Genomic DNA, 24,334 nt, shown 5'->3' on the forward strand with positions numbered 1-24,334 from the left:
TTTTCGGCGGGACGGGACCCGGGCCCGCGGGGGCCGCTTCCCGGGCCCGGTGGAGGACGCGCGGGGCGTCCGCCGTCCGGGGGAAGCGACACGGGCCGGTCCCGCCCGCCGTCCGGGGAAGGTGGCGAGACCGGTCCCGCCCGCCGCCCGGGGAAGGCCGCGGGTCGGGCCCGTGCGTCGCCCGGAAGGCGGCGAGGTCAGTCGCGCAGGAGGTCGGGCACCCCGTCCGCGTCGGGCTCGTCCCGCTCGCTGGAGACGACCGTCAGCTGCTGTGTGGCCCGGGTCAGGGCGACGTACAGCACCCGCAGTCCGGCGGGCGACTCGTCGGCGATCTCCGCGGGCGACACGACCACCGTCGCGTCGTACTCCAGGCCCTTGGCCTCCAGGCTTCCGAGGGCCACCACGCGGTCCCCGAGCCCGGCGAGCCAGCGGGCGGCCTCCTCGCGCCGGTTCATGGCGACGACGACGCCCACGGTGCCGTCGACCCGGTCGAGGAGGTGGGCCGCCTCGGCGCGCACGGTCTCGGCGAGGGAGTCCCGGACGACCGCGAAGCGGGGCTCGACGCCGGTGGACCGCACGGCGGACGGCGACTCCGAGCCCGGCATGGCGAGGGCGAGGACCTTGGCGGCCAGCTCGGCGATCTCCGCCGGGTTGCGGTAGTTCACGGTGAGGGTGAAGCGGCGCCGGGGGCGGGTACCGAGCGCCTCGTCCCGGGACTCGGCCGCCTCGTCCGGGTCGGACCAGGAGGACTGGGCCGGGTCGCCGACGACGGTCCAGGTGGCGTGCCGGCCGCGCCGGCCCACCATCCGCCACTGCATGGGCGTGAGGTCCTGCGCCTCGTCGACGATGACGTGCGCGTACTCGGTCCGCTCCTGGGCCAGCCGCTCGGCGCGCTCGCGCTGCGTCTCCTCGCGCACCGGCATCAGCTCGTCGAGGCCGGTGAGCTGGTCCAGCGGGTCCAGATCACGGCGCTTCCTCGGCCGGGCGGGGGTCCCGACGATGGCCTCCAGCTCGTCGAGCATCGCCACGTCGTGCACGGAGAACCCGTCCCGCTTGAGCGAGCGGGCCACCCGGCGGACCTCCCCGGGGTTGAGGATCCGGCGCGCCCAGCGTCCGAGGCGCCGTTCGTCGGCCATGGCGGTCAGCACCCCGCGCGGGGTCAGCTCCGGCCACCAGGCGTCCAGGAAGGCCGTGAAGCTGTCCTCGGAGGTGACGTCCTCGTCGAAGGAGGACCGCAGCTCGGCGGCCAGCTCGGGGTCCGAGTGCCGGCTCCCGGCGCCGGACTTCGCCCACAGGGCGTCGAGCAGCAGTCTGCGGGCCCGCGGGCGCAGCAGGTTGACCGGCGCGGTCCCGCCGAGCGCGTTGTGCTTGATCCGGTCCAGCTCGGGCGCCTCCAGCTCCAGCCGGCGTCCGAAGGCGACGACCCGCAGCCGGTTGGGAGTGGCCGCGGGGCCGGGCTCGGGCTCGCCGAGTGCGAGCTGGCCGGTGTCGGCGCCGGCCGGTGCGGCCGGGGTCTCCAGCGCCCCGCGCGCCGCCTTCCGCAGCACTCTCAGCATCCGCGAGGAGCCCTTGGCGCGGGCCACGGCCGGGGAGTCGTAGAGCGTGGCGGCCACACCGTCGACGAGGGAGCCGATCGCGCGGATCGCGACCTGCCCCTCCTCGCCGAGCGAGGGCAGGACGCCCTCGGTGTAGGCGACGAGCAGCGGGGTCGGAGAGACGATCAGGATGCCTCCGGCGTAGCGGCGGCGGTCCTGGTACAGGAGGTAGGCGGCCCGGTGCAGGGCGACGGCCGTCTTGCCGGTGCCGGGGCCGCCCTCGACGTAGGTCACGGAGGCGGCGGGCGCGCGGATCACCAGGTCCTGCTCGGCCTGGATGGAGGCCACGATGTCCCGCATGGTGTGGCTGCGGGCCTGCCCGAGCGCGGCCATGAGGGCGCCGTCGCCGATGACGGGCAGCTCACGGCCGTCGAGGGAGGCCTTGACCTGCGGGCGCATGAGGTCGTCCTCGACCCCGAGGACCCGGCGGCCCTTGGAGCGGATGACCCGGCGGCGCACGACCCGGCCGGGGTCGACGGGGGTGGAGCGGTAGAAGGGGGCGGCGGCCGGTGCCCGCCAGTCGATCACCAGCGGGGCGTACTCGGCGTCCAGGACACCGATGCGGCCGATGTGGAGCGTCTCGGCGATGTCGGCGGTGTTGTCCTCGCGGACCGCGCCCTCGGCGGGCTCGACCGCGGTGTAGGCGCCGTCGGGCCCCTTCACGCCGTCCTTGCCGCGGAGCAGGTCGATCCGGCCGAACAGGAAGTCCTCGAACTCGTTGTTGAGACGGTTGAGGTGGATCCCCGCGCGGAACACCTGGGCGTCCCGCTCCGCGAGCGCCCCCGGTGTGCCGACGTGACCGCGCTGGGCGGCGTCGTGCATGAGGAACTCGGCCTCGTGGATCTTCTCCTCGAGGCGCCGGTAGACCCGGTCCAGATGTTCCTGTTCGACGGCGATCTCACGCTCCCGTACGGAGTCGTCCTTGACGGATTCGTCCGGTACGGGTGTGTGGACCGAGCCGAGCGCGGTTTCCTGCTGAGCCTGAGCGGCCACCGGGCGCCCCCTTCTGACGTGCTGGGCAGCCGTCAACCGTACGCGAAGGGAGGCCCGCCGGGCTACGTGCGCGCCCGGAGTCCGCTCACGCCTTCACCTCGACGAGACGCTTCCCGCCGAAGGTCATGACCTCGAAGTGATCGATCTGGTTCGGGGTGAAGGCCGCGCCGCCGTGGACGTAGAGCGGTTCCTTGGCCTGCTCGGTCTTGGCGTTGGGGGTGCCGTAGCCCCACTCCGGGACCGACCAGGACGTGACCGTCTCGCGCTCGCCGTTCTTGCCGACGGCGATCAGCGAGCACTTCTCCGGGCCCGTGACGTTCTTCAGCTGGAGGACGGCGTGGGTGCCCCAGTCCTTCGGCTCGATCGCGACGACGGCGCTGACCTTGGTCTTCGGGTCGGTGGCCGACGCCTTGTCGGTGATGACCTGGAAGGCCGCCTTGGCGGGACTGGTCGCGTGCGCCTGCGGGGTGTTCGTTCCGGTGTCGCTGCCGCCGTTGACCGCCATGACGGTCAGCGGGCCGCCGATGATCAGCGCGGCCGCGGCCGCCACCAGGTACATACCGCGCCGGCGCTTCTGGGCGCGGCGGGCCGAGACCTCGTCCACCAGCCGTTCCGCGAGCCGCGGGCTCGGGCGGGCCGAGAGGGACTCGGCGATCGCCGGGCTGCCCTGCGAGGCGGGCAGGTCGGCGAGGGCGGCGAGCATCGGTTCCATGCCGGCGAGCTCGTCGAGCTGCTGGGCGCACCATTCGCAGGAGGCGAGGTGCTCCTCGAAGGCGGTCGCCTCGATGTCGTCGAGAATGCCGAGCGCGTAGGCGCCGACAGTCTCGTGAATGTTGTCCCCGGACCCTTGCTGTCCTCGTGGACCTTGCATGGCTCCCGGACCACCTGTTCCGTAACCCCCGTACGTGTTCATGCCGTCACCCCCCGCTCCTCAAGCGCCAGCTTCATCGACCGCAGGGCGTAGAAAACCCGTGAGCGCACAGTGCCGCTGGGAATGCCGAGCGTTTCGGCCGCCTCATTGACGGTACGCCCTTTGAAGTAAGTTTCGACCAGTACTTCCCTGTGAGCAGGGGTCAGGTCGTCCAGCGCGTCCGACAGTGTCATCAGCCACAACGCCTTGTCGATCTCGTCCTCCGCGGGGATGACCTCCAGCGGCGACGGGTCGACCTCCTGCGGCCGGGCCTGCCGGCTGCGGTGGCCGTCGATGACGATGCGCCGGGCGACCGTCACCAGCCAGGGGCGTACAGAACCGGTCGCTCGATTGAGCTGGCCGGCGTTCTTCCAGGCACGGATGAGTGTTTCCTGCACAACGTCTTCGGCGCGCTGCCGGTCTCCGGCCACCAGGCGCAGCACGTAGGCCAGCAACGGCCCCGCGTGTTCCCGGTACAGCGCACGCATCAGCTCCTCGTCGGGTTCGGTCGACGAGGACTGCTGAGACATGCGATGTCGGGCCCTTGGCCTGTGTTCATCAGCCACGGCTGAATCCTTGCGCACGCCTACCTCCGGTGTCCGGGGGTTCCCCCAGTCGGTCGCTCATCACCGGGTACGTGTCTCGGTACGCGGGTGTTCAAAGTGTTCAGTATTTTTTCTGGTGAAGATGTGTAGAGCGCGAAAAGAATGAGCATCGATCACGTCGAGTCACTGGCGGATCACGCACCGATGTGATTCAGGCCCGCGCCAGGGCCGCCCGCCGCCGGTGCCGGGCCACGCGCTCCCGGTTGCCGCACACCTCGCTTGAGCACCAGCGCCGGCGCCGGCCGCGCGAGGTGTCGAGGTAGACGATCGGGCAGTTGTCACCCTCACACTGTCTCAGACTCCCGCGCGCGTCAGGGTCGGTGAGCAGGTCGAGGGCGTCCCGGGCGACCACGGAGAGCAGTTCGGCGCAGCGGGGCGGGGTGTGCAGGGCCCGGCACAGCGAGCCGTCGTCGGCGCGGACGGCGCAGAGGGCGGGCGGGGCCGCGAGCGCGAGGGCGTTGACGCGGGCGAGCGCCCCGTCCGCGGGCCGCCCGTCCAGTTCGCCGCGCACCAACCGGGTTATCTGTCCCCGCAGTTCCCTGAAGGCGAGCAGCCACGAGGCGTCCACGGCGGCCAGCGCGGTGCCCGCGGGTGCCAGCCCGGACCCGAGGAGCCAGGCTCCCAACCGGGCCTCGGTGCCGAGGCGTTCCTCGGGATGGGTGGTCGCCGTCAGGTCCAGGCAGATCCGCCCGGAGTCGAACCGCAGCTCGTACGAGGCTGTGGCCGTGCCCGATGCCATGTGCCTGTCACCGCCTTGGGGTCACCCGCCGTCGTCCCCCCTACAGTGCATCCCCCGGCGCCCCGCCGGAAGACTCGGCACCGGTCCCGTACCGGATGCCCACCGGATACCTACCGTGCCCGGGGCGCGGCGGACCGTGGACGCCCGCTTATGCCCCCGCGCCTCTCGGCCATGTCCCCCGCTCCCGGGCGCCGGTTGACTGGACGGCATGACGGACGAGAGCACACGACGGCACGACACGGCGGCGGGAGTACTGGGGGCGGCCACGGTCGCGACGGGCCTGGTCGCCGGGGTCTTCTACATCTTCGCCTGCGCGGTGATGCCGGCGCTCGCGCGCAGCGGCGACCGCGTCTTCATCGAGGTCATGCAGAACATCAACGAGGTGATCCAGAACCCGGTCTTCTTCCTGGGCTTCTTCGGCGCGCTCGTGCTGACGGCGCTCGCCGCGTGGCAGTCCCGCGGGACGCCGGGGAGCAGATGGGGGCTGGCCGCGTTCGCCGCGTACGCGCTCGTGTTCCTGATCACCGTGACCGTGAGCGTCCCGCTCAACGACGGTCTCGCGAACGCGGGCACCCCCGCGCGGATCGCCGATCCGGCCGCGGTGCGCGACCGGTTCGAGGACCCGTGGGTGGCGTGGAACGTCGTCCGGGCGGTGCTGTCGACGCTGGCGACGGCCCTGCTCACCCGTGCCCTGCTGCGGCACCGGCGGCCGGCTCAGACGTCGGCGTACTTGGCGTCGGCCGCGGGGTCGAGCGCGAGGCGGTAGCCGCGCTTGACGACCGTCTGGATCAGCCGGGGCGCGCCGAGTGCCGTCCGCAGCCGGGCCATCGCGGTCTCCACCGCGTGCTCGTCACGGCCGGACCCCGGCAGCGCGCGCAGCAGTTCGGACCGCGCCACCACCCAGCCGGGCCGCCGCGCGAGGGCGCGCAGCAGCGACATCCCGGCGGGCGGTACGGGCCGCAGCGCCCCGTCGACCAGCACCGCGTGGCCCCGGATCTCCACCTGGTGCCCGGCGATCGGCAACGCCCGCGCCCGGCCGGGAAGTTCCTGGCAGAGCAGCTGGACGAGGGGGCCGAGCCGGAAGCGTTCGGGCTGGACGGTGTCGATGCCGACGGCCTGGAGCGGCAGGGCGGTGACCGGGCCGACGCAGGCGGGCAGGACGTCGTGGTGCAGCGCGGCGAGGAACTCCGCGCGTACGCCCCGCTCCTCGGCCCGCGACAGCAGGGAGGCCGCGGCGGGGGCGCTGGTGAAGGTGAGCGCGTCCAGGCCCCGGGTGAGGGTGGCGTCGAGCAGCCGGTCGACCGGGGCGATGTCCTCGGGCGGCATCCACCGGTACACGGGCACGAGGACGATCTCGGCGCCCGCGGCCCGCAGCGACTCGACGAACCCGGGCAGCGGTTCCCCGTGCAGCTGCACGGCGATGCGCCGGCCGTCCACGCCCTCCTCCAGGAGCCGGTCGAGGACCTCGGCCATCGACTCGGAGGACGGCGACCACTCCTCGGTGAGGCCCTGGGCCCGGACCGCGCCCTTCACCTTGGGCCCGCGGGCGAGGAGTTCGACGCCGCGCAGCCGGGCGAGCAGTTCCTCGCCCAGCCCCCAGCCGTCGGCGGCCTCGACCCAGCCGCGGAATCCGATGGCGGTGGTGGCCACCACCACGTCGGGTGCGTTGTCGACCAGTTCCTTGGTCGCGGTGAGCAGTTCGCCGTCGTCGGCGAGGGGAACGATCCGCAGGGCCGGTGCGTGCACGACGGTGGCGCCGCGCCGCTGGAGCAGCGCGCCCAGCTCGTCGGCGCGGCGCGCGGCGGTCACCCCCACGGTGAACCCGGAGAGTGGCCCGTGGTCGGGTCGCTGCTGTTCGTCGTACATGGGGTTCTCGTCTCGCGCTCGTCGAGTCGTCGTACGGGTCACTGCTGTCGTACGTCGTGGCTGATCCGAGCCTGTCAACGGACCGTGACAGGCTCGGATCAAGGTGATGTCGGGCGTGTTACGTCACACCTCGGCGTAGCTGAGCTGGGGCTTCGTCTCGGCGGTGGCGCTTGCCGGGATCGCCGCGGCCGGGCGGCGAAGGTATACGGCCCAGGTGACCACGAACGCCACCGCGTAGAAGGCGAGGAAGGTGACGAAGGCGCCGGTGCCGGAGCCTGATTCGAGGAACGACTGGCGGAAGGCGAGGTTGATGCCGACTCCGCCGAGCGCGCCCACCGCGCCGATCAGTCCCATGGCGGCGCCGGAGAGCCGGCGTCCGTGACGGGCGGCCTCCTCCCCTTCGAGCCCCGCCTCCAGCGCCTTGTTCTGGAAGATGCCGGGGATCATCTTGTACGTCGACCCGTTGCCGAGGCCGCTGAGTACGAAGAGGACCACGAAGACCGAGACGAACAGCGTCAGGGACTTCTCACTGCTGGCGAACACCAGGACCCCGGTCGCCACGGCCATGGCGACGAAGTTCCAGAGGGTGATGCGGGCGCCGCCGTAGCGGTCGGCGAGCCAGCCGCCCACGGGCCGGATCAGGGAGCCGAGCAGCGGGCCGATGAAGGTGAGGTAGGCGGCCTGGAGCGGGGTGCGCCCGAACTCGACCTGGAGCACCTGCCCGAAGGCGAAGGCGTAGCCGATGAACGAGCCGAACGTCCCGATGTAGAGGAACGCCATGATCCAGGTGTGCGCGTCCTTGGCGGCGTCCACGGCGGCGCCGGTGTCGTTCTTCACGGAGGCGAGGTTGTCCATGAAGAGGGCCGCGAGCACGGCGGCCAGGACGACCAGCGGGATGTAGATCCCGAGGAGCACCCGGGGACCGCCGCTCGCGCCGATGATCGCGAGCGCCGCCAGCTGGATGACGGGGACGCCGATGTTGCCGCCGCCCGCGTTGAGGCCGAGCGCCCAGCCCTTCTTCCGCAGCGGGAAGAAGGCGTTGATGTTGGTCATGCTGGAGGCGAAGTTGCCGCCGCCGACGCCGGCCAGCAGCCCGACCACGAGGAACGTGGTGAACGAGGTGCCGGGCTTCATCACCACGAACGCGGCGACGGTCGGCACGAGCAGCAGACTCGCGGACACGATGGTCCAGTTCCGGCCGCCGAAGAGCGCGACGGCGAAGGTGTAGGGGACCCGCACGACCGCGCCGACCAGCGTCACCATCGAGGTGAGCAGGAACTTGTCGGCCGGGGTGAGCCCGTACTCCGGTCCCATGAACAGGACCAGCACCGACCACATCGTCCAGACGGAGAAGCCGATGTGCTCGGACAGGACGGAGAAGAGCAGGTTGCGCCGGGCGACCTTCTCCCCCTTCTCCGCCCAGAAGGTCTCGTCCTCGGGGTCCCACTCCTCGATCCAGCGACCGCCCCGCGCGGGGGCCCTACTCGTGGCTGGGGCAGTCATCACACGCCTCCATTGGTTCTCCGGGCCTGCCGGCCTCCTGAACCCGAAGGTAGGGAGGGCGCGTTTCCGCCCTGTGGCTGTGAGTGACCTGAAGGGAACGTTGCTCTCACCCGGTCCCGGGCCCGGCGGTGAGGACGGCCCGGGAGGGGGTGGACCGCCCGCGGTCCGCGCGCCCGCCGGACGGGCGCGCGGACCCCCGGCGGGCCCGCTCGGTGCTGTCGTCCGGGCTGTCGTCCGGGCTGTCAGACGGACGCGTTGTGGTACGAGGTGATGGCCCAGGTCCCGTCGCCGGGATCGCGGACGAGCACCCAGGTCGCCCGGTGCTGCCGGTCCGCGGGCACCTCGCTCTCCCCGGCCAGGAGGATCCCGGCCTCGCTGACGACGACCGCGGTGCCGGGCCGCGGGAACCGGACGCGCCGGGGCTCGTCGATCGGCCGGGACCCCTTCAGCGGCCCCTCGAACCCGGCCTTGATGTAGGCGCGGATCTCCTCCCGCCCGTCGTTGAAGACGCCCGGCATCACCACGGTGGCGTCCTCGGTGTAGAGCGCGGCGAAGGCGTCGGCGTCGTACTCGGCCCAGGCGGCGTAGAGACGGTCGAGGACGGCGCGGACGTCCTGGACGGTGTCGGTGCTGGTCATGGTGGTTCCTCCTGCTCGATCGGGTTCGGTCGCCGGTATGTACCTCGGGGCCGCGGCGAACTCATCGGTGCCGGGGCGATGAATACGCGCGGGCCGTGAGGTAGGTACGGGTGAGCGACGGGACGCAGCCGAGGAGCAGACCATGCAGACACCTGACGCCGACCGCTTCGACGAGGACGGCGAGGGCGGCGGGGACGGCGAGGAGGACGCGCGCGACGGGGGCTTCGCGCGCGGTGACGCCGGCGACGGGCGGGGCGACGACGGCCGGCGAGGCGCCGGCGGCTTCGGGCAGGAGGACGACCGATCCGAACGGGAGCGGGACGACGACCGTTTCGGGAGGCGCGAGGACTTCGAGAAGGGGACGGCTCCCTACCGCCGCGAACTGCTGACCCACTGCTACCGGATGGTCGGCTCGGTGCACGAGGCCGAGGACCTGGTGCAGGACACGATGCTCCGGGCCTGGCTCGCCTACGACCGCTACGACGCCGCCCGCGCCTCCCTGCGCACCTGGCTGTACCGCATCGCCACCAACCGCTGTCTGACCGCGCTGCGCGGCCGCACCCGCCGTCCGCTGCCGTCCGGTCTGGTCGGCGCGCTGGAGGATCCCGGGGCGCCGATGACCCTGGCGGCGGAGGTGCCCTGGCTCGAACCGTTCCCCGACCGGGGCACGGCCGGGACCGCCTTCGGCGCCGGGGCGGCGGCCGGGGATCCCGCGGGCGTGGTCGCCGCCCGGGGCAGTCTGCGCCTCGCGCTGATCACCGCGATGCAGCTGCTGCCCCCGCGGCAGCGGGCGGTCCTCATCCTGCGCGACGTACTGGCCTGGTCGGCGGCCGAGGTGGCCGAGGCCCTCGGCACGTCGACCGCCTCGGTGAACAGCGCGCTCCAGCGGGCCCGCGCCCGGCTGGGCGAGGCGGGGCTGACGGAGGAAGAGGTGACGGAACCCCCGGACCCAGGGCAGCGCCTGGTGATCGACCGCTATCTGCGCGCCTTCGAGGACGCCGATCTCGACGCCCTGCGCGCCCTGCTCACCCGGGACGTCGTCCTGGAGATGCCCCCGGTCCTCAACTGGTACGTCGGCCCCGACGCCTACGTCGCCTTCATCGCCCGCGTCTTCGCGATGCGCGGCACGGACTGGCGGCTGCGCCCGACCTCGGCGAACGGCCAGCCGGCCGTGGCGGCCTACGTCCGCGCCCCCGGCGACGACACGCACCGCCTGCACACGCTTCAGGTCTTCACGGCCGAGGACGGCGCGGTGAGCCACACGGTGGTGTTCCAACTCCCCTCGGTCTTCGCCGCGTTCGGGCTGCCCGAGACCTGGGAGGAGTAGCGGCGCCGGAGCCGTGGGCCTACTGGGGAGGCTTCGGCGGTACGGGGCCGGGCTGGGCGGCGTACGGGTTGCCGGGCCCGTTCGGGACGACGGGAGGCTGCCCGCCGTAGGGGCCGGGGACCTGGGAGGCGTACGGACCCTGACCCGCGTACGGCGCCTGCGGAGCCACCGGAGCCTGGCCGGGGTAGGGAGCCTGCCCGGCGTACGGGGGCTGGGGCACCTGACCGGGGTAAGGGGGTTGCGGTGCCTGGCCGGCGTAAGGGGGTTGCGGTGCCTGACCGGGGTAAGGGGGTTGCGGTGCCTGGCCGGCGTACGGGGGCTGCGGTGCCTGGGGGGCCTGGCCGGCGTACGGGGTGTAGGGGCCGTACGGGCCGGTGGGCTGCCCGGCGTGTCCCGCGGTCGGCGGCAGATACCGCACCCGTCCGCCCTCCTCCGTCACGGGCGCGAACCCGGCCGCGGCCAGCAGCGCCGCGAACTTGGCGTTCCGCTTGCGGGTGACGACGAGACCGACGGCGAGGACGACCATCAGCACGGCCCAGAGGATGCCGGCCACCGCGAAGGCGTCGGAGCTCCCGCCCGCCCGTACCGCGAGGACGGCGCACCCGACGCTGAGGCCGAGGGCCGCGTACACCATGCGCTTCTCGGCGTTCTTGCCGGTGAGGTCGAAGTTGATGCGGGCCTTGAGGAGTTCCAGGGCGTCGGGGACGACGGGCGGCAGCGAGACGCCGTCACCGGCCTGCGGATACTGCGCCCAGTTCTGCGCGGCCCGCGCCTGCGCCTGCGGCCCGGGGTCGGGCACGATGAGCATCGTGAGCGCGTTGTTGCGGCCGGCGCCCTGACGCACGTCGGCGTACTCGTAGCCGAACTGCTGCGCGATGAAGGCGAGTCGGGCCAGTTTCTTCACCGAGGCCATGGGGCTCGTGAGCTCCACCGCCTGGCCCTGGGCCATCAGCCCGAACATCTTCCGGATCTGCCGCTTGCTCACCGCGTCCCCCCGCTCCCCGTCGACCTGTCCCGTTCACACCTGCGACGGCCTGTCCCCCACCATTTCACGCCCGGACATCCCCGCAGAACGGCCGGGTGGCGCGGTTTACCGGCACTTGACCCGGGGCCGGTGGGCGGTCCGGCCCCTCCCGGCCCCTTCCAACCCCGTCCGGCCTCTTCCCGGCTCAGCGGTTGACGGACTGGATCTCCTGCACGACGACGTCCTGGTCGGCTCCGAAGGTGCCGTCCGGCAGGTCCCGCGGGTCGGTCACGCCCGTGCCCGTCCAGTGGATCTTCCAGGTGATCGTGGCCCTCAGCTTGTAGGAGCCGTCACCCGAGGAACGCAGATACTTCACTCCGCAGGGCGGGGTCTTCCCGGCCTTGCCCTTCGCGTACGCCTCGCCGATGCGGTCGCCCTCGATCTCGCAGACGCCCGACGCGGGGTACGTCTGCGCGTCCGCCGTACCGGGATCGATCCTCAGCGCGACCGGCTCGGCCGTCGTCGTCGCCGTCACGCCGAGCAGGGGCACCGAGGCGGTCACCGACACCGGCTTGAACTTCGCCGTGTCCAGCCAGGCCCACGTCGGCAGGTTCACCTTCGTGGTGCCCTCGGGAGCGAGGTCCACCTTGGTCCCGGGCACGCGTATCTCCGCGTACGCGAGCTGTGCCAGTACCTCTGGGGTGATCGCCTGCGGAATGTCCGCCGGCGGGGGGTCGCCCTTGTCGACCCAGAAGATCGGCTTGTCGCAGTCCAGCGCGTGGGGGTCGCCCTCACGGCCCGGGGTGACGTACGAGTCCCACCAGTAGCCCTTGCCGGCCTTGTCCTTGTTGAAGTCCTTGGCCTCTCCGCCGTTGACGTACCTGTCCCGCTGGGTCTGGTCCCAGTCGGAACCGGTCGACTCGGCGTTCCAGATCGGCTCCAGGTACTTCTGCAGCTCGTCCGGGCTGTACTTCGGGGCGTAGTAGCAGGCGGGCGGGGTCCAGTTCCCTGAGGAGGAGGCCACGGGCCCGGCGGCATCCCCGGCCCCGTTCTTGGACCGATCGAAGACGACGGCTCCGGCGGTGGCGGTGAGGCTTCCCTTGGCGTCGCTGTTACCAGAGGCATGGCCACCGGGCTTCTGGCTTCCGCCACCGAAGTCGTCGTCGGCATTCGCCGGACTCGCGTTGCCCAAGAGAATCACTGCTATCGCGGAACCGCTCACGATCCCGCGCCATTTCACGGCTGACATTTGGAGCTCCCCCTCTCCGAAAGCATGTCCTGCGTCACCCAGACGCCATCCGAGTTCCGCTTCAGAGACGTGTTGTAGAAGATGTAGCTGTTCTTCGTGACCGGGGTCTTGTCGACCTTTCCGGTCTTGACGTACTTGTTGTACGCCTTGCCCTGGTCCTCGCAGTAGGCGAGCGCCGCCGATCCGTCACCCAGAAGAGTCACCGACTCGCTGTAGAAGCGATAAGTCCCAGTGGTACGGGCCTTGTGGTCAACAAATCGCTGCACGTACTTCTGCGTCGCCGCAGCAAGCTCTTCCGACGAGTAGAAGCGATATGCGGGGTCGAGTGAATTCTGATTGGCGATGGCCTGGTCCGTGGCCTTGATGAACAAGACACCGTCGGCCAGGACGTCGCCCTTGTCCTTGTTGCCAGTCTTTCGCCACTCGAAGTTGTAGTGGAGGTCGGACGGCAGCTCGATCTTCGGGCGGCCCTGGTCCTGGGTCGGCGTCGCGCTCGGGGACGGGGACTTGGAACCCGTGTCCGCGCCGGCGATCTTGTCGTTGGTCTTCGGCTTGTCCCCACCCCCGCCGCACGCGGTCAAAAGCAGCGCAGCTGACGCTCCGGCAGCGACTGTGGTGAGCAGGCGGGAACGGCGGTTCACGGCGGACTCCTGAGCGGCGTGGGGTGCGGAAGGGCACCAACACGCTAGCGGGGGCCTGTGCGAACACACCAGCGCGAATGGTGCCAAGGGCGTAACAGTGGCCGCCCACACAGACCCATACCATCGCCAACCGGAGCTCAACGGACCGCAATTGGGTGACCGACACCGCTCACCCGGTTCACCCGGTTGCTGTCCGCAAAGCCCCCGGCCACGTTCACGCCCGCCCGCCGGGAGCCGGACGGAGCGGGCCGTCGAAGCTGGTCAGCGACGCGATCCGGCGGAGGATCGCCCGGTACTGCTCCCGGTGCCCGACGGCGGCGGTGCTCAGCGTGAACACGGCCAAGCGCCGGCAGTCCGGATGCGGCAGGTACGCACGGAACTGGACCAGGGGCACCCGAGGAACCCCTTCGACGGCCCTGGGCAGGGACAGGTCCTCGCTGAACGTGACCGGCCCGCAGGGCAGTTCGACGTATTCGACGCAGGCTCCGGCACCGAGACCACTGACCGCACGGGCGGCCGTCGCGGCCCGGGACGCCACCGCCGTGGACCGCCAGGAGACGGTGAAGAAGGACAGCAGCGGCGGGCCACCGCTCGTATCGCCCTCTCCGACGTCGTCACGGTGCAGCCCGATCGAGCAGTGGACGGTTCCCTCCTCCCTCAACGCGCCCAGCAGATGCTGCCCTTGGGACAGCTCGTCGATGAACCGACGGCGCACGAACGCGTCGGGCGCCGCCCGGAGCAACGGCTCGACGGCCGCGCGCAGATCGTCGGACGCCAGGGAGTCCGGGTCGGGCAGCAGCGCGTCGAGGGGCACGGCGGTGAAGCCGGCCGGTTCCGCGAACCAGATGACGGCGTCGGGGTCCCCGGCCGAGTCCGCGACGGTGAAGTGAGGAGCGGTGGTCATCGAATCCCGCCGGTTGCGCGTCAGTGGGGACGCGCGTGCGGGCGCACCGCGTCGGGAACGTGGGCGCCGCAACGCCGGGCCCGTTCGAGGGCGGCCGGGCTCGCGTTCCGGTCGGTGGGCTCGATGCCCCGGCGGCCCGTGGCCGTGCGCTGATAGAGCAGATGCAGTCTCCTGGGCGCGTCGCCCTTCCGGCCGGATGCCGCGACGACGGCGACGAACCGGGGGTCACCGGCGAACCAGAGCGGCTCGATCTCCGCCTTGAGCTCCGGTTTCGTACGGGCGGTACCGATCCGCCGCATCCACCAGAAGGTGCGCATGGTGGAGAGGAACAACAGCGGGATCCGCTCCCCCGGCTCCTCGGGATTCTCCAACTCCAGCCACATTTCGTCCTCTTCGACCGACGGATGCCTGGCCCGTCCCCGGGGGACATCGGTGAGGAGCTGCCAGGGGTACTCCCACAGGACCCGCTGGATCTGGAGGGAGGGCCGAACATAGGCGAGCTGAAGAACGGCCCGGAACGTTGCATAGAGCAGCAGTACGAGGAACAACCAACCGGCCCACCGTGGTGTGGCCACAATGAGGAAGAGGCTCCCGATCCAGGCTGCGAGCCAGCCGGTGAAACGCCACACGATCAGGACCATGTGCAAAATCCAGGCGCGCCTCGTCGGCGGGTGATCCCAGGCGGTCCGGTGGGTCGTCGGATCCATTTGCGCAATCCCTTCTCTCTGCTCGCTTCAGAACACGTGGCGGGCAAGGCTGACAAGTGCACCGGCGTCCAGGCCTAGCCGCGCTCCGTCGACGCTCGCGACGGACCCGTCCTTGAGACCGTCGTCATCTGTGTCCACGGCAGCCATGACCAGGCCGAACCCAGCCGTACCGACGCCAATCGATGCCGACGTGACTTCGACCGTCTTGGCAATGGATGCGGCTCGAGCACCGCGGACGGTGAAGCCCAACAGTGCGTTGTCCAGTTCGGCGATGGATTTCGCGTGCTCCATGGTTTCCGTGCCGAATCGAGCCGCTCGTTGGCTGAGCGTCAGGACTTCTCCCGCCTCGCCGGTAGCCCGAACGGCGATCGCGGCTCCCTTGCCCACCGCACCGATCCCGGGAAGCACTCCCAGCGCGTCACCACCGACGGTGACGACGTTGCTCCAGAAGTCGATGTCGAACTCACCCTTGGTGAATCCGTCCCACAGGGATTCACGCAGGGTCGGGTCACCGAACACCCGCAGAGCCAGCGCCGTCCCACTCAGCGCGGCCGTGGCCAGCAACAGCACCGCCGCCACCGTCCCGCCCGACACCACGAACAGGGCTACCAGGCCGATCACCGCCCCCAGGGTGCTCAGGATGTCCGGGAGGTTCTCGGTGATCCAGTCGAGGGCCGAGTCGAACCAGCCCGGTTCGTGCGGGGCCAGCTTCCGTGTCGCCTCGCGGATCCTGCCCGCCCGCAGCCGGGCCCGCCGCTCGTGTTCCTCGGCGAGTTCGCGCGCCTTGCCCCGAATGCGGCGCAGCGCGTCCTCCGCGTCGTCCACCGCCGCCTTCGCCTTGGTCAGCGACTTGTGCGCGGCGTCGTGCGCGGCGCCCTTCCCGTCCAGGTCGGGACTGTCAGCGGCGGTCGCGGCGCGGCCATGGGCCCGGTCCAGCGCGGCCTGCGCGTCCTTCGCGTCCTGTTCGAGCCGCTTCGCCCGCCGCTGGAAGTCGTCCAGTTCGCCTTCCCAGCGGTCCAGTTGGCCGGCGGCCTTGCGGACGGAGCGTGCGGCGTTCCTCAGGTTCAGGGGAAGCGGTCCGCCGTCCAGCTGTTCGCGGAAGGCGACCGCCGCGTCGCCCTTCCAGTAGCTGCCGTCCATCAGCCTGGTGACCAGGCCGTGCGTCTCCTCGAGGACCTTCGCGCACCCCGTGAGCTTCTTGCGCAGACCGCCCACGGTCTCCGTACTGCCCGGCACCGGGTCGAACCCCAGGTGGGGATAGTCGGGGTGGGGGATGCGCGGGACCGACTTGAGCCCCTGCGGCTTGTCGCGGTCGGCGAGGGACCTCGGGTCGAGTGCCGCTCCCGTGTCCTCGGGCTCGTAGCTCACCTCGTACCGCCGCCCGTGCCGTTCCCGGACCTCCGCAGGGCCTGTTCCAGGGCCCGGTCGACCTCGCGGTAGCTGTCCCTGCTCCGCCCGATGATCTCGGCGAGGTCCGCGGTCTGCTCGCCGATCCGGTCGGCTCCGTACTTCCAGTCGTCCTGGAAGTCCTCGCAGGCGCAGTCGAGATCGTCGGTCCCCAGTCCGGTGACCGTGGCGTCCTCCAGCGCCCTGCGCAGGCCCTGCAACGACTCCGTGGATCGCCGGAGCATCCTCATGAAGTGCGACAGCTCATCGCCGTCGACGGCCAACCGCTCTGCCACGCCCTCGGCCTCTTACGGGTCGCGCCCGGTCCGGGGAGCCGGACCGGGCGGTTGATGGACCCGTCACGCTAGCGGCGCGGCGGCGTCGGCAGCGGGGCAAAAGGCCCGAAGCATTCGATCGGGTGACGAGACGGGACGAACGGGACGGTGTCCCCCGTCAGGGTTTCGCCCGTCGCCGCTTCGCCCCGTTCGGCCACAGGCGCGGGCTTCGTCCGGCGGCCAGGTCCTCGACCCAGCCGAAGGTCAGGACGGTCAGCCCGATCAGCGGCCACACCAGGACGAACATCCACAGGGTGTAGGTCGCGTCGAGGGCCGCGGTCGCCCGGTCGCTCTCCATGAAGGGGAGGTTGTACAGCTGGTCGAGGATCGGGACCGTGGCCATGATGAGCATGTTGTGCCACAGGTAGATGGTGACCGCGCGGTTGTTGGACAGCGTGACCATCTTGTCCCAGCGGGCGAGGCGCCCCGGCAGTTCCCGCCACGACGGGCTGTACTGGAGCAGGATCACCACGAAACCGAAGGACCACAGCGCGTCGGCCAGCGGGATGTCGTTCAGGTCCCAGCCGTCGGGGCCCAGATGGCCCGAGGCCCACCACAGGCCGAAGCCCATCATCAGGGCCGAGCACGAGATGGCGAGGTAGCGCGGGACCTTCGCGAGCATGCCCTCGTGGTGGGCGAAGCCCAGGACCCAGCAGCCGCCGTAGACCGCGAAGTCCGTGACGGTGTTGCCCGTCTCGCCGGGAATGGTGACCAGCCCCGTGCCGATCACGGCCGTCAGCGCGAGCGGAGCCAGCACGGTGGCCCATGGGGCACGGCGGAACGCCCAGAGCAGGAACGGCGAGGCGACCACGAACCACAGGTACGCCCGCAGGTACCAGAGCACGCCCGCGCCCTGCACCGCCCAGGTGTCCTCCAGCAGGCCCGACGGGGAGCCGAGGTGCCAGGGGAACGGAGGGGCGCCCACCGGGACGACGTAGTCGAACATCTCGACGAGACCCCAGGTCCCGCCGAGGTCGGGGTCCTTGGCGGGGTTCCAGCCGCCCAGGAACATCATCGTCAGCGCCACCGCGCCGAACGCCCAGAACGGGGGCAGCAGGCGGCGGAGGCGTCCCCGGATCACGCCCAGCGGCGGCCGGCTCAGGGAGCGCGCCATCAGGGAGCCCGCCAGCGCGAACATCACGCCCATGGACGGGAAGACGACCGTCAGCCAGCCCCAGCCGAACAGGTGGTAGAAGACGACGCGGACCAGGGCCAGGGAGCGGAGCAGGTCCAGGTAGCGGTCACGGCCGGGGCGGCCCGGGGCGGACGGCGGCCGTCCGGCGCCGCCCGGTCCCGCCGCGGTCGCGGTGTCGGGTCCCGAAGCGGTCGCGGGGTGCGCGACCGTCTCCCCGCTCGCGGCGGGCGGAACCGTCCTCCCGGTCCCGGTGTGCGGGCCCGTCCGGCCCTCGGGTGTTCCCGGGTCCGTGCGGGGCCACGGGACGTCCGGCCGCGGGGTGCCCGTCGGCGGTGTCGCTCCCGCCCGGTAGTCGTGCGTGGTCATCCGACCGGCCTCCGTTCGTTCCCGCTGTGCGAGGCCCGCGACTGCGGGACCGCTCCCGGCGCTGACCCGACGACGCCCGTGCGGCGCAGCTTCTGCCAGCGCAGCCGGCCGCCGGTCAGGGCGGTGATCCAGGACTGCAGCAGCACGACGTACATCAGCTGCCGGTAGAGGATCTGCTGCAGGGGCAGCGAGACCAGATGCGTCATGCGCTCCCGGTCCAGGCGGAACGCGTACGCCGCGCACACCGCCTGGACGGTGAGGACCCCGAGCCAGGCCACGACCGTCCGCTGGGTCGGGCCGAAGACGACGCCGTACAGGAGGAAGACGTCGATCAGGGGCGCGAGGAGCGGGGCCAGGACCATGAAGAGGGAGACCAGGGGCAGGCCGATCCGGCCGAAGCGGCCCGACGGGCCCCGTTCGACCAGGGCGCGGCGGTGCTTCCAGATCGCCTGCATGGTGCCGTAGCACCAGCGGTAGCGCTGGGACCACAGCTGCTGGACGGACTCCGGGGCCTCGGTCCAGGCGCGCGCGTTCTCCGCGTAGACGACGCGCCAGCCGTCGCGGTGCAGCGCCATCGTGATGTCGGTGTCCTCGGCGAGGGTGTCGTCGCTCATGCCGCCGACGCGTTCGAGGGCCGTGCGGCGGAAGGCGCCGACCGCGCCGGGGATGGTCGGCATGCAGCGCAGCAGGTCGTACATGCGGCGGTCGAGGTTGAAGCCCATCACGTACTCGATGTGCTGCCAGGCCCCGATGAGGGAGGTCGCCGTCCATCATCACCACGATGTCGTGACTCGCGTTCGCCAGACCGCGGTTGAGGGCCGCCGGCTTCCCGGCGTTGAGCTGGCGCACCACGCGCACGTTCGGCAGGTCCATGTCCTCGACGATCCGTGCGGTCCCGTCACCCGATCCGTCGTCGATGACGATGATCTCGACCGGATGCTCGCTCGCCGTCAGGGAGTTCACGGTGTTCTCGATGCACTTGGCCTCGTTGAACGCGGGGACCAGCACCGTCACCGGTTCGGTGATCGGCGCGGCTCCCCAGCGGAAGTTCCTGCGCCGGACCCGGCGGGCGTGCAGCGCGGAGAGCAGGAGCATCAGCCCGAAGCGGGTGAAGACCAGGACGCCGGTGATCGCGATGCCGACGACCAGGACGTCGGTGGTCTTCTCCGAGGCCTGCACCAGGAAGACCCAGGCCTTGCCCTTCCACAGGTCGAGGCCGCCGACCGGGGTGTTGGCGCTCGGCGCGTCGAGTGCCTCGGTGAGGTTCTCGAACGCGTAACCCTGCTGCTGGAGCCTGGGGATGAACTCGGCGAGCGCCTGCACGGTCTGGTGGCGGTCGCCGCCGGAGTCGTGCATGAGGACGATCGCGCCCTTGCCGCCCTTGGGCGTGGCCCGGCGGACGATCTCCTCGACACCCGGCTTCTGCCAGTCCTCGCTGTCGGTGTTGTTGACGACGGTGATGTAGCCGCGTGTTCCGACGTACTGCGTCACCGGCCAGGACTTGTCGTCCATGGCGTCGGCGAACGAGGAGTACGGGGGCCGGAACAGGGAGCTGCGGATGCCCGCAGCGCCTTCGAGCGCCAGCTGGTTCTGGGACAGCTCCCAGTCGATACGGCTCTTGGACTGGTACGACAGGTCGGGGTGGCTGAAGGTGTGCAGGCCGACCTCGTGGCCCTCCTTCACCATGCGCCGGACCAGGTCCGGGTAACGCGAGGCCATGGTGCCGGTGACGAAGAAGACCGCGTGGGCGTGGTGCGCCTTGAGGACGTCGAGGACCTTGGGGGTCCAGGTCGGGTCGGGACCGTCGTCGAAGGTGAGGACGAGCCGGTGGTCCGGGACACCGAGGCTGGTCGTGCGGCCGCTGCGGGTGTCGATGACGGGTCCGCCGTCGAGGATCTTCTGCGGCACCTTGTCGGTGGCCGCCTCGGGCCGGATGCGGTGGTCCGCGAGGATCTCGCTGTGCACATAGCCGCGCAGCATCAGCATCGCCATCATCGCGACCAGGACGACCAGGGGCAGCAGGAAACGCAGCGGGAGGCGGCGGCGCCGGGCGTCGTGGCCCCGTCGTGGGGTGGGCGCGCGGCGGGCACCCCGGGTTCGGGGGGCTGGGCCGCGGCGGCTGGTGCTGGACATCTGAGGAGGTTCTCCGGGAACGAGGAGGATCGGACGGACGACGGACCGGGCTTGCGGAGCAACGGACGTGCGACGGGGCGGACCTTGCGGAGAACCGGCCCTGCGGAGGACCGGTCTTGCGGAGCATCGGTCCTGCGGAGGACCGGGTGTACGACGGTCCGGACCTGAGGCGGACCGGGCCTACGGCGGGCCGGTCTTGCGGAGCACCGGGTTTACGGCGGACCGGACCTGAGCGGGCCGGACCTGCTGAGCGCCGGACCTGGTGAGGACCGGGTGTCCGGCGGACCGGACCTGAGGCGAGCCGGGCCCGGGCCGAACCGTGCCCGGGGCGAGCCGGACCGTTGTGGCCCGGCCTGTGGCGGGCCAGACCTACGGCGGTGCCGGCGGACCCGGCGCTGTCGTCGCGGTCCGCCCGCCCCGCGGAGGTGACGGCGGGACCTGGGCCGCCGGACCACCGCGGACGCGCCCCGTACGGGAGGCTTCGCCGTCGTGCCGGGCGGCGCCAGGCCGGGAGCACGCTCGCGCGGGCCGGGCGCGCGCCGGGGCCGGGTCACCCGTTCGGCGCGGGCCCCGCCCCCTCGGAGCCCGGGGTCCCCGCGGTCTCCGTGGGGGTCGTCGTGCCGGCGGGTGTGGTCGCCGTGGCGGGGGCGCTCGGCTGACCGTCGGCCGTGGCGGACGGTCTGGTGCCGGGCGCCGTGCTTCCGGTGCTGACGCCGGGGTTCGGCTTCTTCGTCGCCGACGGGCTGGGCTTCGGGTCGCCGGACGCGCCGGCGGCCGTGGCGGAGGCGGAGGCGCGGGTGGTGGCCGTCGAGCCGGCGGAGGCCGTCGTGCCGCCGGCGGCGCCGGCACGGCCGACGGGCGCGGTGGCACCACCCGGACCGGTCCGGTGCACCGACTGCGTGGGCCGCGGCGAGGTCTCGACCTGCCCGGCCGGCGTGTCCTCCTCCTGGCCAGGCACCGGCAGCCAGGGCGCGTTCGAGTTGCCCGACAGGAGCGTCGCGACGATCACGACGGCGTAGACCGCGCAGGCCACGGCGACGGCCATGCCGAGACGGCGGTAGCGGCGGCTGCGGCGCCCCGACGCGTCGACGAAGACCGGGCGGTCGGAGGCCTCGGCGCCCGCCGACACGTCCTTGCCCGGCCGGTCCGCCGAGCCGTCCGCCGGAAGGCGCGCGCGGTCGAGCCGGACGGTGACCTCGCGCGGATCGCGGCCGTCCGCCGGTGCCCCGGACGGGTCCCCGGGCGCGGACGACGGGCCACCGGGGTCCGGCGTCGCACTCGGGAGCCGCTCGGTCGGCGGATCGTCCGGGACGTCCGGGGCGTCCGGACCGTCGAAGAAGAAGGCCCGGGTCGGGGCGGTACGGGTGGGGGACGGCGGTGCCGCCGTCGCCGTTCCCGTGCCGCCGGACCACGGCGACGGCTCGTACCCGAGGGGCGGTGGCGCCCCGGGCCCGCGGCCGGACGAACCGTCCGCCTCCGTCGTGCGACCGACGAGCACCTCGGTCCCCGGTTCCGGGATTCGCTCGGGACGTCCGCCGACTGCTCGCTCGGCGCGTTCCCCACGCTCAGGACTGATGTCAACTCCCATATCCGGCCACGACATCGTGCCGCCGGCCGACGGACGGGCGATCGACTCCCCGGTGTCTCGCCCCGGTGACGGATCGACGCGACACGCCCCGCCCGAATCGGTTTCCCGATCCGCCGGTTGGGTGTCTTTCCGCCAGTTCTCAACGCGCACGTACATCCCCCCATGGGACTGCCGACGGGTGCGCCACGACTCCGGGCATGTGCTGTCCATGTCGTCCGGACCGGGCCCCCAACCCAGTCCAAGCGCCCCCAATATCACATCTCGCCCGGGTGGAAAACGTAGCGCATGGGGCGGTCTTGTGAGATTCAGATCATGTACGACTCATGAAGATGAAGGCGTCTGTGGCCGGAATCCACCCTTCTCGGGGACTCAGTAGCCACTCTTCTTCGCTCGCGAGTTCGGCAGCGGCTCGTACGAGCGCATCGATCCCCGGATGGACGAGCCCCTTGCGCCACACAAGTGACACCGGTGACAGGGGAACGGGGTCGATCAGGGGGCGGGACACCGAACCGGGCATGGCCGGAAACTCCACCACGGCCAGGACGGGATTCCGGTGCTTCGCCATGATCCGCCGGAACTCCTCGGGGCCGACCGCCACCGGTGCGGGTGACGCGAGTCGGATGCCCCGTCCCTCGAACAGGTGATGAGCCAGGTCGGTCCACTCCAGCGTCCGGGGGTTGCCCGCCCCCGCGTACACGGTCTCGCCGGCGAGCGCGGCCAGCGGCACCGCGTCGAGCGCGGCGAGGTGATGGTCCTCGGGCAGGACGACGGCCATCGGCTCGTAGCGCACGAGCCGCTGCTCCAGGCGGGCCCGGACGGCGGGGTCGAGCCCGGCGAACCGGCCGAAGGACACGTCCAGGCGGCCGGCGAGCAGGTCGGCCGCGGCGCCCGTGAGCCCGCTCTCGTAACGGGCCATCAGTTCGCTGCCGGGGGCGAGGGCGCGGGCCCGGTCGAGGATGCGGCTGGAGACCAGGCCGGGGGTGTTGACGTCGACGAGCAGCGGCCGTTCCTCGCCGCCGGGCCGGGCGAAGGCGTCCAGCAGCGCGTCGTGCGCCTCCAGCATCCGGCGCGCGTAGGGCAGCAGCCGTTCGGCGTCCACCGTGGGCGTCACGTGCCGGGTCGTCCGGACGAACAGCTCCACCCCGAGTTCACGCTCCAGCCGGCGGATGTCCCGGCTCAGGGACTGCTGGGCGACGTACAGACGGGCGGCCGCGCGGGTGAAGTGCAGTTCCTCGGCGACGGCGAGGAAAGCGCGCAGCAGACGGGGGTCCAGATGACCGGGAAAGGGGCGTTGACCAGGCACCACGTGAACCTACAACGGAAGTGCGTCAATCGCGACGGAGTAAGTGTTGGACCTGCCCCGGCCCGCCGGGCGACGGTTCACCCATGTCACCGCTCACCCCGTACCGCCGTCTCTTCGCGCTGCCCGGCACCCGCGCCTTCACCCTCGGCAACCTCGTCGCCCGGCTGCCCATGGGCATGTTCAGCGTGAGCGCCGTCATCATGATCGCCGGGGCGCGGGGCTCGTACGCACTCGCCGGCGCCGTCACGGCGACCGGTCTCGCGGCGACCGCCGTGGTCGCCCCGTGGACCGCGCGGCTCGTCGACCGGTACGGGCAGGCCGAGGTGGCGGTGCCCGCCACGGCCGTCGCCCTGCTCGGCGGGACCGGACTGGTGGCGTGCGTACGGTTCGGGGCGCCCGACTGGACCCTCTTCGCCGCGTACGCCGCCACCGCCACGACCCCGAACACCGGCGGGATGTCCCGCGCGCGCTGGGCCCGTCTCCTGGAGGGGGACGCGGCCGCGCTGCACACCGCGAACTCCTTCGAACAGGCCGTGGACGAGCTGTGCTTCATGCTGGGCCCGGTGCTCGCGGCCCTTCTGTGCACGGCGCTTTCCCCCGAGGCGGGCATGCTCGTGGCGTCGGCGCTGCTGATGACCGGCGTCCTGCTGTTCACCGCGCAGCGTTCGACACAGCCGCCGCTGAAGCCGGCCGCCACCACCGGGTCGCCCGTGCTCGCGCCCGGAATGCCTCCGCTGTTGCTCGCCTTCCTCGCCACCGGCGCGGTGTTCGGCGCGATGGAGGTGGCCACGATCGCGTTCGCGGACGCACGGGGACACCAGTCGGCCGCGGGCGTGGTGCTCGCGCTCCAGGCGGCGGGGTCGTGCGTGGCGGGCCTGCTGTTCGGCACGGTGAAACGGGGTGGCGCGTCCGACACCGGGGCGTCCGCGGCGCGGCGGTTCGCGGTGTGCGTCGGCTCCATGGCGGTACTGCTGACGCTGCCCCTGCTCGCGGTCCGGCTCACCGGCTCGCTCCCGGTGCTCGCCTGCGCGCTGCTCGTCGCGGGCATGGCGACCGCTCCGACCATGGTCACCGGCATGACGCTGGTCCAGCGGCGCACGCCCGAGGGCCGGCTCAACGAGGGCATGACGCTCGCGGTGACGGGCCTGCTGGGCGGGATAGCCGGGGGCTCCGCGGCGGGCGGCTGGGTGGTGGAACACCTCTCACCGGCCGCGGGGTACACGGTCCCGGTGGCCGCGGCGACGACCGCCCTCGTGATCGCCGCACTGGGAGCCCGGGCAAGCACCCGCGCGGAGACGGCCACACAGGACCACCTCGTCGAACGCATCCCCGCGCGCACCTCGTAGTCCGGCCCGTCGAACGTCCGTCGCGATTCCGGTCCAGCCCATTGACGTGTCCGCGGCTCCCCCCTACCTTCCCCCGTCGAAGCGCTTCGACGTTCCGTATC

At 72.0% G+C, this 24,334-nt stretch carries 20 protein-coding genes and 1 pseudogene; 3 read left to right on the forward strand and 18 right to left on the reverse strand.

What is annotated here, in order from left to right; all coding sequences use genetic code 11:
* Positions 1-197: 197 nt before the first annotated feature.
* The 4 genes from IO36_RS12390 to IO36_RS12405 all read right to left on the reverse strand — a co-directional run bounded on the left by IO36_RS12390 (position 198) and on the right by IO36_RS12405 (position 4,842).
* Positions 198-2,588, reverse strand: a complete 2,391-nt coding sequence (locus IO36_RS12390; RefSeq protein ID WP_037619261.1) for a HelD family protein — start codon at positions 2,586-2,588, stop codon at positions 198-200.
* Positions 2,589-2,673: 85 nt separating this feature from the next.
* Complete coding sequence (locus IO36_RS12395; protein ID WP_037619263.1) at positions 2,674-3,459, reverse strand: anti-sigma factor family protein; 786 nt, start codon at positions 3,457-3,459, stop codon at positions 2,674-2,676.
* A gap of 38 nt (positions 3,460-3,497) precedes the next feature.
* Positions 3,498-4,028, reverse strand: a complete 531-nt coding sequence (locus IO36_RS12400) for a sigma-70 family RNA polymerase sigma factor (protein ID WP_037619265.1) — start codon at positions 4,026-4,028, stop codon at positions 3,498-3,500.
* A 226-nt stretch (positions 4,029-4,254) separates the two neighbouring features.
* The gene (locus IO36_RS12405; protein WP_037619267.1) at positions 4,255-4,842 is read right to left on the reverse strand and encodes a CGNR zinc finger domain-containing protein; all 588 of its coding nucleotides are present in this window, start codon (positions 4,840-4,842) and stop codon (positions 4,255-4,257) included.
* A 208-nt stretch (positions 4,843-5,050) separates the two neighbouring features.
* Between IO36_RS12405 and IO36_RS12410 the strand changes: the two genes are divergently transcribed.
* Positions 5,051-5,608: an anthrone oxygenase family protein gene (locus tag IO36_RS12410; protein WP_037619269.1), complete on the forward strand. Its 558-nt coding sequence runs from the start codon at positions 5,051-5,053 to the stop codon at positions 5,606-5,608.
* Here the strand turns inward: IO36_RS12410 and IO36_RS12415 are convergent.
* The 3 genes from IO36_RS12415 to IO36_RS12425 form a co-directional block, all read right to left on the reverse strand.
* On the reverse strand, positions 5,557-6,708 hold the full coding sequence (locus IO36_RS12415) for a uroporphyrinogen-III synthase (protein WP_037619271.1): 1,152 nt from the start codon (positions 6,706-6,708) through the stop codon (positions 5,557-5,559). The two genes, IO36_RS12410 and IO36_RS12415, sit on opposite strands and share 52 nt — an antisense overlap.
* 123 nt (positions 6,709-6,831) lie before the next feature.
* Positions 6,832-8,211, reverse strand: a complete 1,380-nt coding sequence (locus tag IO36_RS12420; RefSeq protein ID WP_037619273.1) for a nitrate/nitrite transporter — start codon at positions 8,209-8,211, stop codon at positions 6,832-6,834.
* Between the two features lie 242 nt (positions 8,212-8,453).
* On the reverse strand, positions 8,454-8,849 hold the full coding sequence (locus IO36_RS12425) for an SgcJ/EcaC family oxidoreductase (protein ID WP_037619275.1): 396 nt from the start codon (positions 8,847-8,849) through the stop codon (positions 8,454-8,456).
* A gap of 142 nt (positions 8,850-8,991) precedes the next feature.
* Between IO36_RS12425 and IO36_RS12430 the strand changes: the two genes are divergently transcribed.
* Positions 8,992-10,176, forward strand: coding sequence for a sigma-70 family RNA polymerase sigma factor (locus IO36_RS12430; protein ID WP_078943133.1), 1,185 nt, complete (start codon positions 8,992-8,994; stop codon positions 10,174-10,176).
* A gap of 19 nt (positions 10,177-10,195) precedes the next feature.
* Here the strand turns inward: IO36_RS12430 and IO36_RS48060 are convergent, their stop codons facing one another.
* From IO36_RS48060 to IO36_RS12485, 11 genes and pseudogenes are all read right to left on the reverse strand, one after another.
* Positions 10,196-11,161 carry a hypothetical protein gene (locus IO36_RS48060; protein WP_051900329.1) on the reverse strand — a complete coding sequence of 322 codons (966 nt, stop codon included), beginning with the start codon at positions 11,159-11,161 and terminating at the stop codon, positions 10,196-10,198.
* Between the two features lie 184 nt (positions 11,162-11,345).
* Positions 11,346-12,389 carry a hypothetical protein gene (locus IO36_RS12440; protein WP_037619276.1) on the reverse strand — a complete coding sequence of 348 codons (1,044 nt, stop codon included), beginning with the start codon at positions 12,387-12,389 and terminating at the stop codon, positions 11,346-11,348.
* Positions 12,377-13,030 carry a hypothetical protein gene (locus tag IO36_RS12445; RefSeq protein WP_107065686.1) on the reverse strand — a complete coding sequence of 218 codons (654 nt, stop codon included), beginning with the start codon at positions 13,028-13,030 and terminating at the stop codon, positions 12,377-12,379. Before IO36_RS12445 ends, IO36_RS12440 begins: the two co-directional genes overlap by 13 nt.
* Before the next feature lie 214 nt (positions 13,031-13,244).
* Positions 13,245-13,934, reverse strand: coding sequence for a hypothetical protein (locus IO36_RS12450; protein WP_037619277.1), 690 nt, complete (start codon positions 13,932-13,934; stop codon positions 13,245-13,247).
* Positions 13,935-13,954: 20 nt separating this feature from the next.
* Positions 13,955-14,641: a hypothetical protein gene (locus IO36_RS12455; RefSeq protein ID WP_051900330.1), complete on the reverse strand. Its 687-nt coding sequence runs from the start codon at positions 14,639-14,641 to the stop codon at positions 13,955-13,957.
* A 27-nt stretch (positions 14,642-14,668) separates the two neighbouring features.
* Positions 14,669-16,009 carry a PspA/IM30 family protein gene (locus IO36_RS12460; RefSeq protein ID WP_037619278.1) on the reverse strand — a complete coding sequence of 447 codons (1,341 nt, stop codon included), beginning with the start codon at positions 16,007-16,009 and terminating at the stop codon, positions 14,669-14,671.
* Entirely contained in the window at positions 16,006-16,323 is a 318-nt protein-coding gene (locus IO36_RS12465) for a hypothetical protein (RefSeq protein WP_037619279.1), read from the reverse strand. The genes IO36_RS12460 and IO36_RS12465 overlap by 4 nt, the downstream gene beginning before the upstream one ends.
* A 157-nt stretch (positions 16,324-16,480) precedes the next feature.
* Complete coding sequence (locus IO36_RS12470) at positions 16,481-17,863, reverse strand: acyltransferase family protein (RefSeq protein WP_245173227.1); 1,383 nt, start codon at positions 17,861-17,863, stop codon at positions 16,481-16,483.
* Positions 17,860-19,996 (reverse strand): annotated as a pseudogene (locus IO36_RS12475) (polysaccharide deacetylase family protein). Before IO36_RS12475 ends, IO36_RS12470 begins: the two are co-directional and overlap by 4 nt.
* 550 nt (positions 19,997-20,546) lie before the next feature.
* The gene (locus IO36_RS43025; RefSeq protein ID WP_051900331.1) at positions 20,547-21,494 is read right to left on the reverse strand and encodes a hypothetical protein; all 948 of its coding nucleotides are present in this window, start codon (positions 21,492-21,494) and stop codon (positions 20,547-20,549) included.
* A gap of 400 nt (positions 21,495-21,894) precedes the next feature.
* Positions 21,895-22,887: a LysR family transcriptional regulator gene (locus IO36_RS12485; RefSeq protein WP_037619515.1), complete on the reverse strand. Its 993-nt coding sequence runs from the start codon at positions 22,885-22,887 to the stop codon at positions 21,895-21,897.
* Positions 22,888-22,970: 83 nt separating this feature from the next.
* On the opposite strand from IO36_RS12485, the gene IO36_RS12490 reads away from it, so the two are divergent.
* Complete coding sequence (locus IO36_RS12490; RefSeq protein ID WP_051900332.1) at positions 22,971-24,233, forward strand: MFS transporter; 1,263 nt, start codon at positions 22,971-22,973, stop codon at positions 24,231-24,233.
* The last annotated feature ends 101 nt before the right edge of the window (positions 24,234-24,334 follow it).

Origin of the sequence: Streptomyces aureus, assembly GCF_000725495.1 — a bacterium.
Taxonomy (GTDB): Bacteria; Actinomycetota; Actinomycetes; order Streptomycetales; family Streptomycetaceae; genus Streptomyces; species Streptomyces aureus_B.

What these genes read in the sequence shown, in the direction of transcription:
- IO36_RS12490 (WP_051900332.1), top strand. Translation starts at nt 22,971, where the DNA reads ATGTCACCGCTCACCCCGTACCGCCGTCTCTTCGCGCTGCCCGGCACC.
- IO36_RS12395 (WP_037619263.1), bottom strand. Translation starts at nt 3,459, where the DNA reads ATGCAAGGTCCACGAGGACAGCAAGGGTCCGGGGACAACATTCACGAG.
- IO36_RS12470 (WP_245173227.1), bottom strand. Translation starts at nt 17,863, where the DNA reads ATGACCACGCACGACTACCGGGCGGGAGCGACACCGCCGACGGGCACC.
- IO36_RS12400 (WP_037619265.1), bottom strand. Translation starts at nt 4,028, where the DNA reads ATGTCTCAGCAGTCCTCGTCGACCGAACCCGACGAGGAGCTGATGCGT.
- IO36_RS12420 (WP_037619273.1), bottom strand. Translation starts at nt 8,211, where the DNA reads ATGACTGCCCCAGCCACGAGTAGGGCCCCCGCGCGGGGCGGTCGCTGG.
- IO36_RS12430 (WP_078943133.1), top strand. Translation starts at nt 8,992, where the DNA reads ATGCAGACACCTGACGCCGACCGCTTCGACGAGGACGGCGAGGGCGGC.
- IO36_RS12425 (WP_037619275.1), bottom strand. Translation starts at nt 8,849, where the DNA reads ATGACCAGCACCGACACCGTCCAGGACGTCCGCGCCGTCCTCGACCGT.
- IO36_RS12440 (WP_037619276.1), bottom strand. Translation starts at nt 12,389, where the DNA reads ATGTCAGCCGTGAAATGGCGCGGGATCGTGAGCGGTTCCGCGATAGCA.
- IO36_RS12415 (WP_037619271.1), bottom strand. Translation starts at nt 6,708, where the DNA reads ATGTACGACGAACAGCAGCGACCCGACCACGGGCCACTCTCCGGGTTC.
- IO36_RS12405 (WP_037619267.1), bottom strand. Translation starts at nt 4,842, where the DNA reads ATGGCATCGGGCACGGCCACAGCCTCGTACGAGCTGCGGTTCGACTCC.
- IO36_RS12410 (WP_037619269.1), top strand. Translation starts at nt 5,051, where the DNA reads ATGACGGACGAGAGCACACGACGGCACGACACGGCGGCGGGAGTACTG.
- IO36_RS12455 (WP_051900330.1), bottom strand. Translation starts at nt 14,641, where the DNA reads ATGGATCCGACGACCCACCGGACCGCCTGGGATCACCCGCCGACGAGG.
- IO36_RS12450 (WP_037619277.1), bottom strand. Translation starts at nt 13,934, where the DNA reads ATGACCACCGCTCCTCACTTCACCGTCGCGGACTCGGCCGGGGACCCC.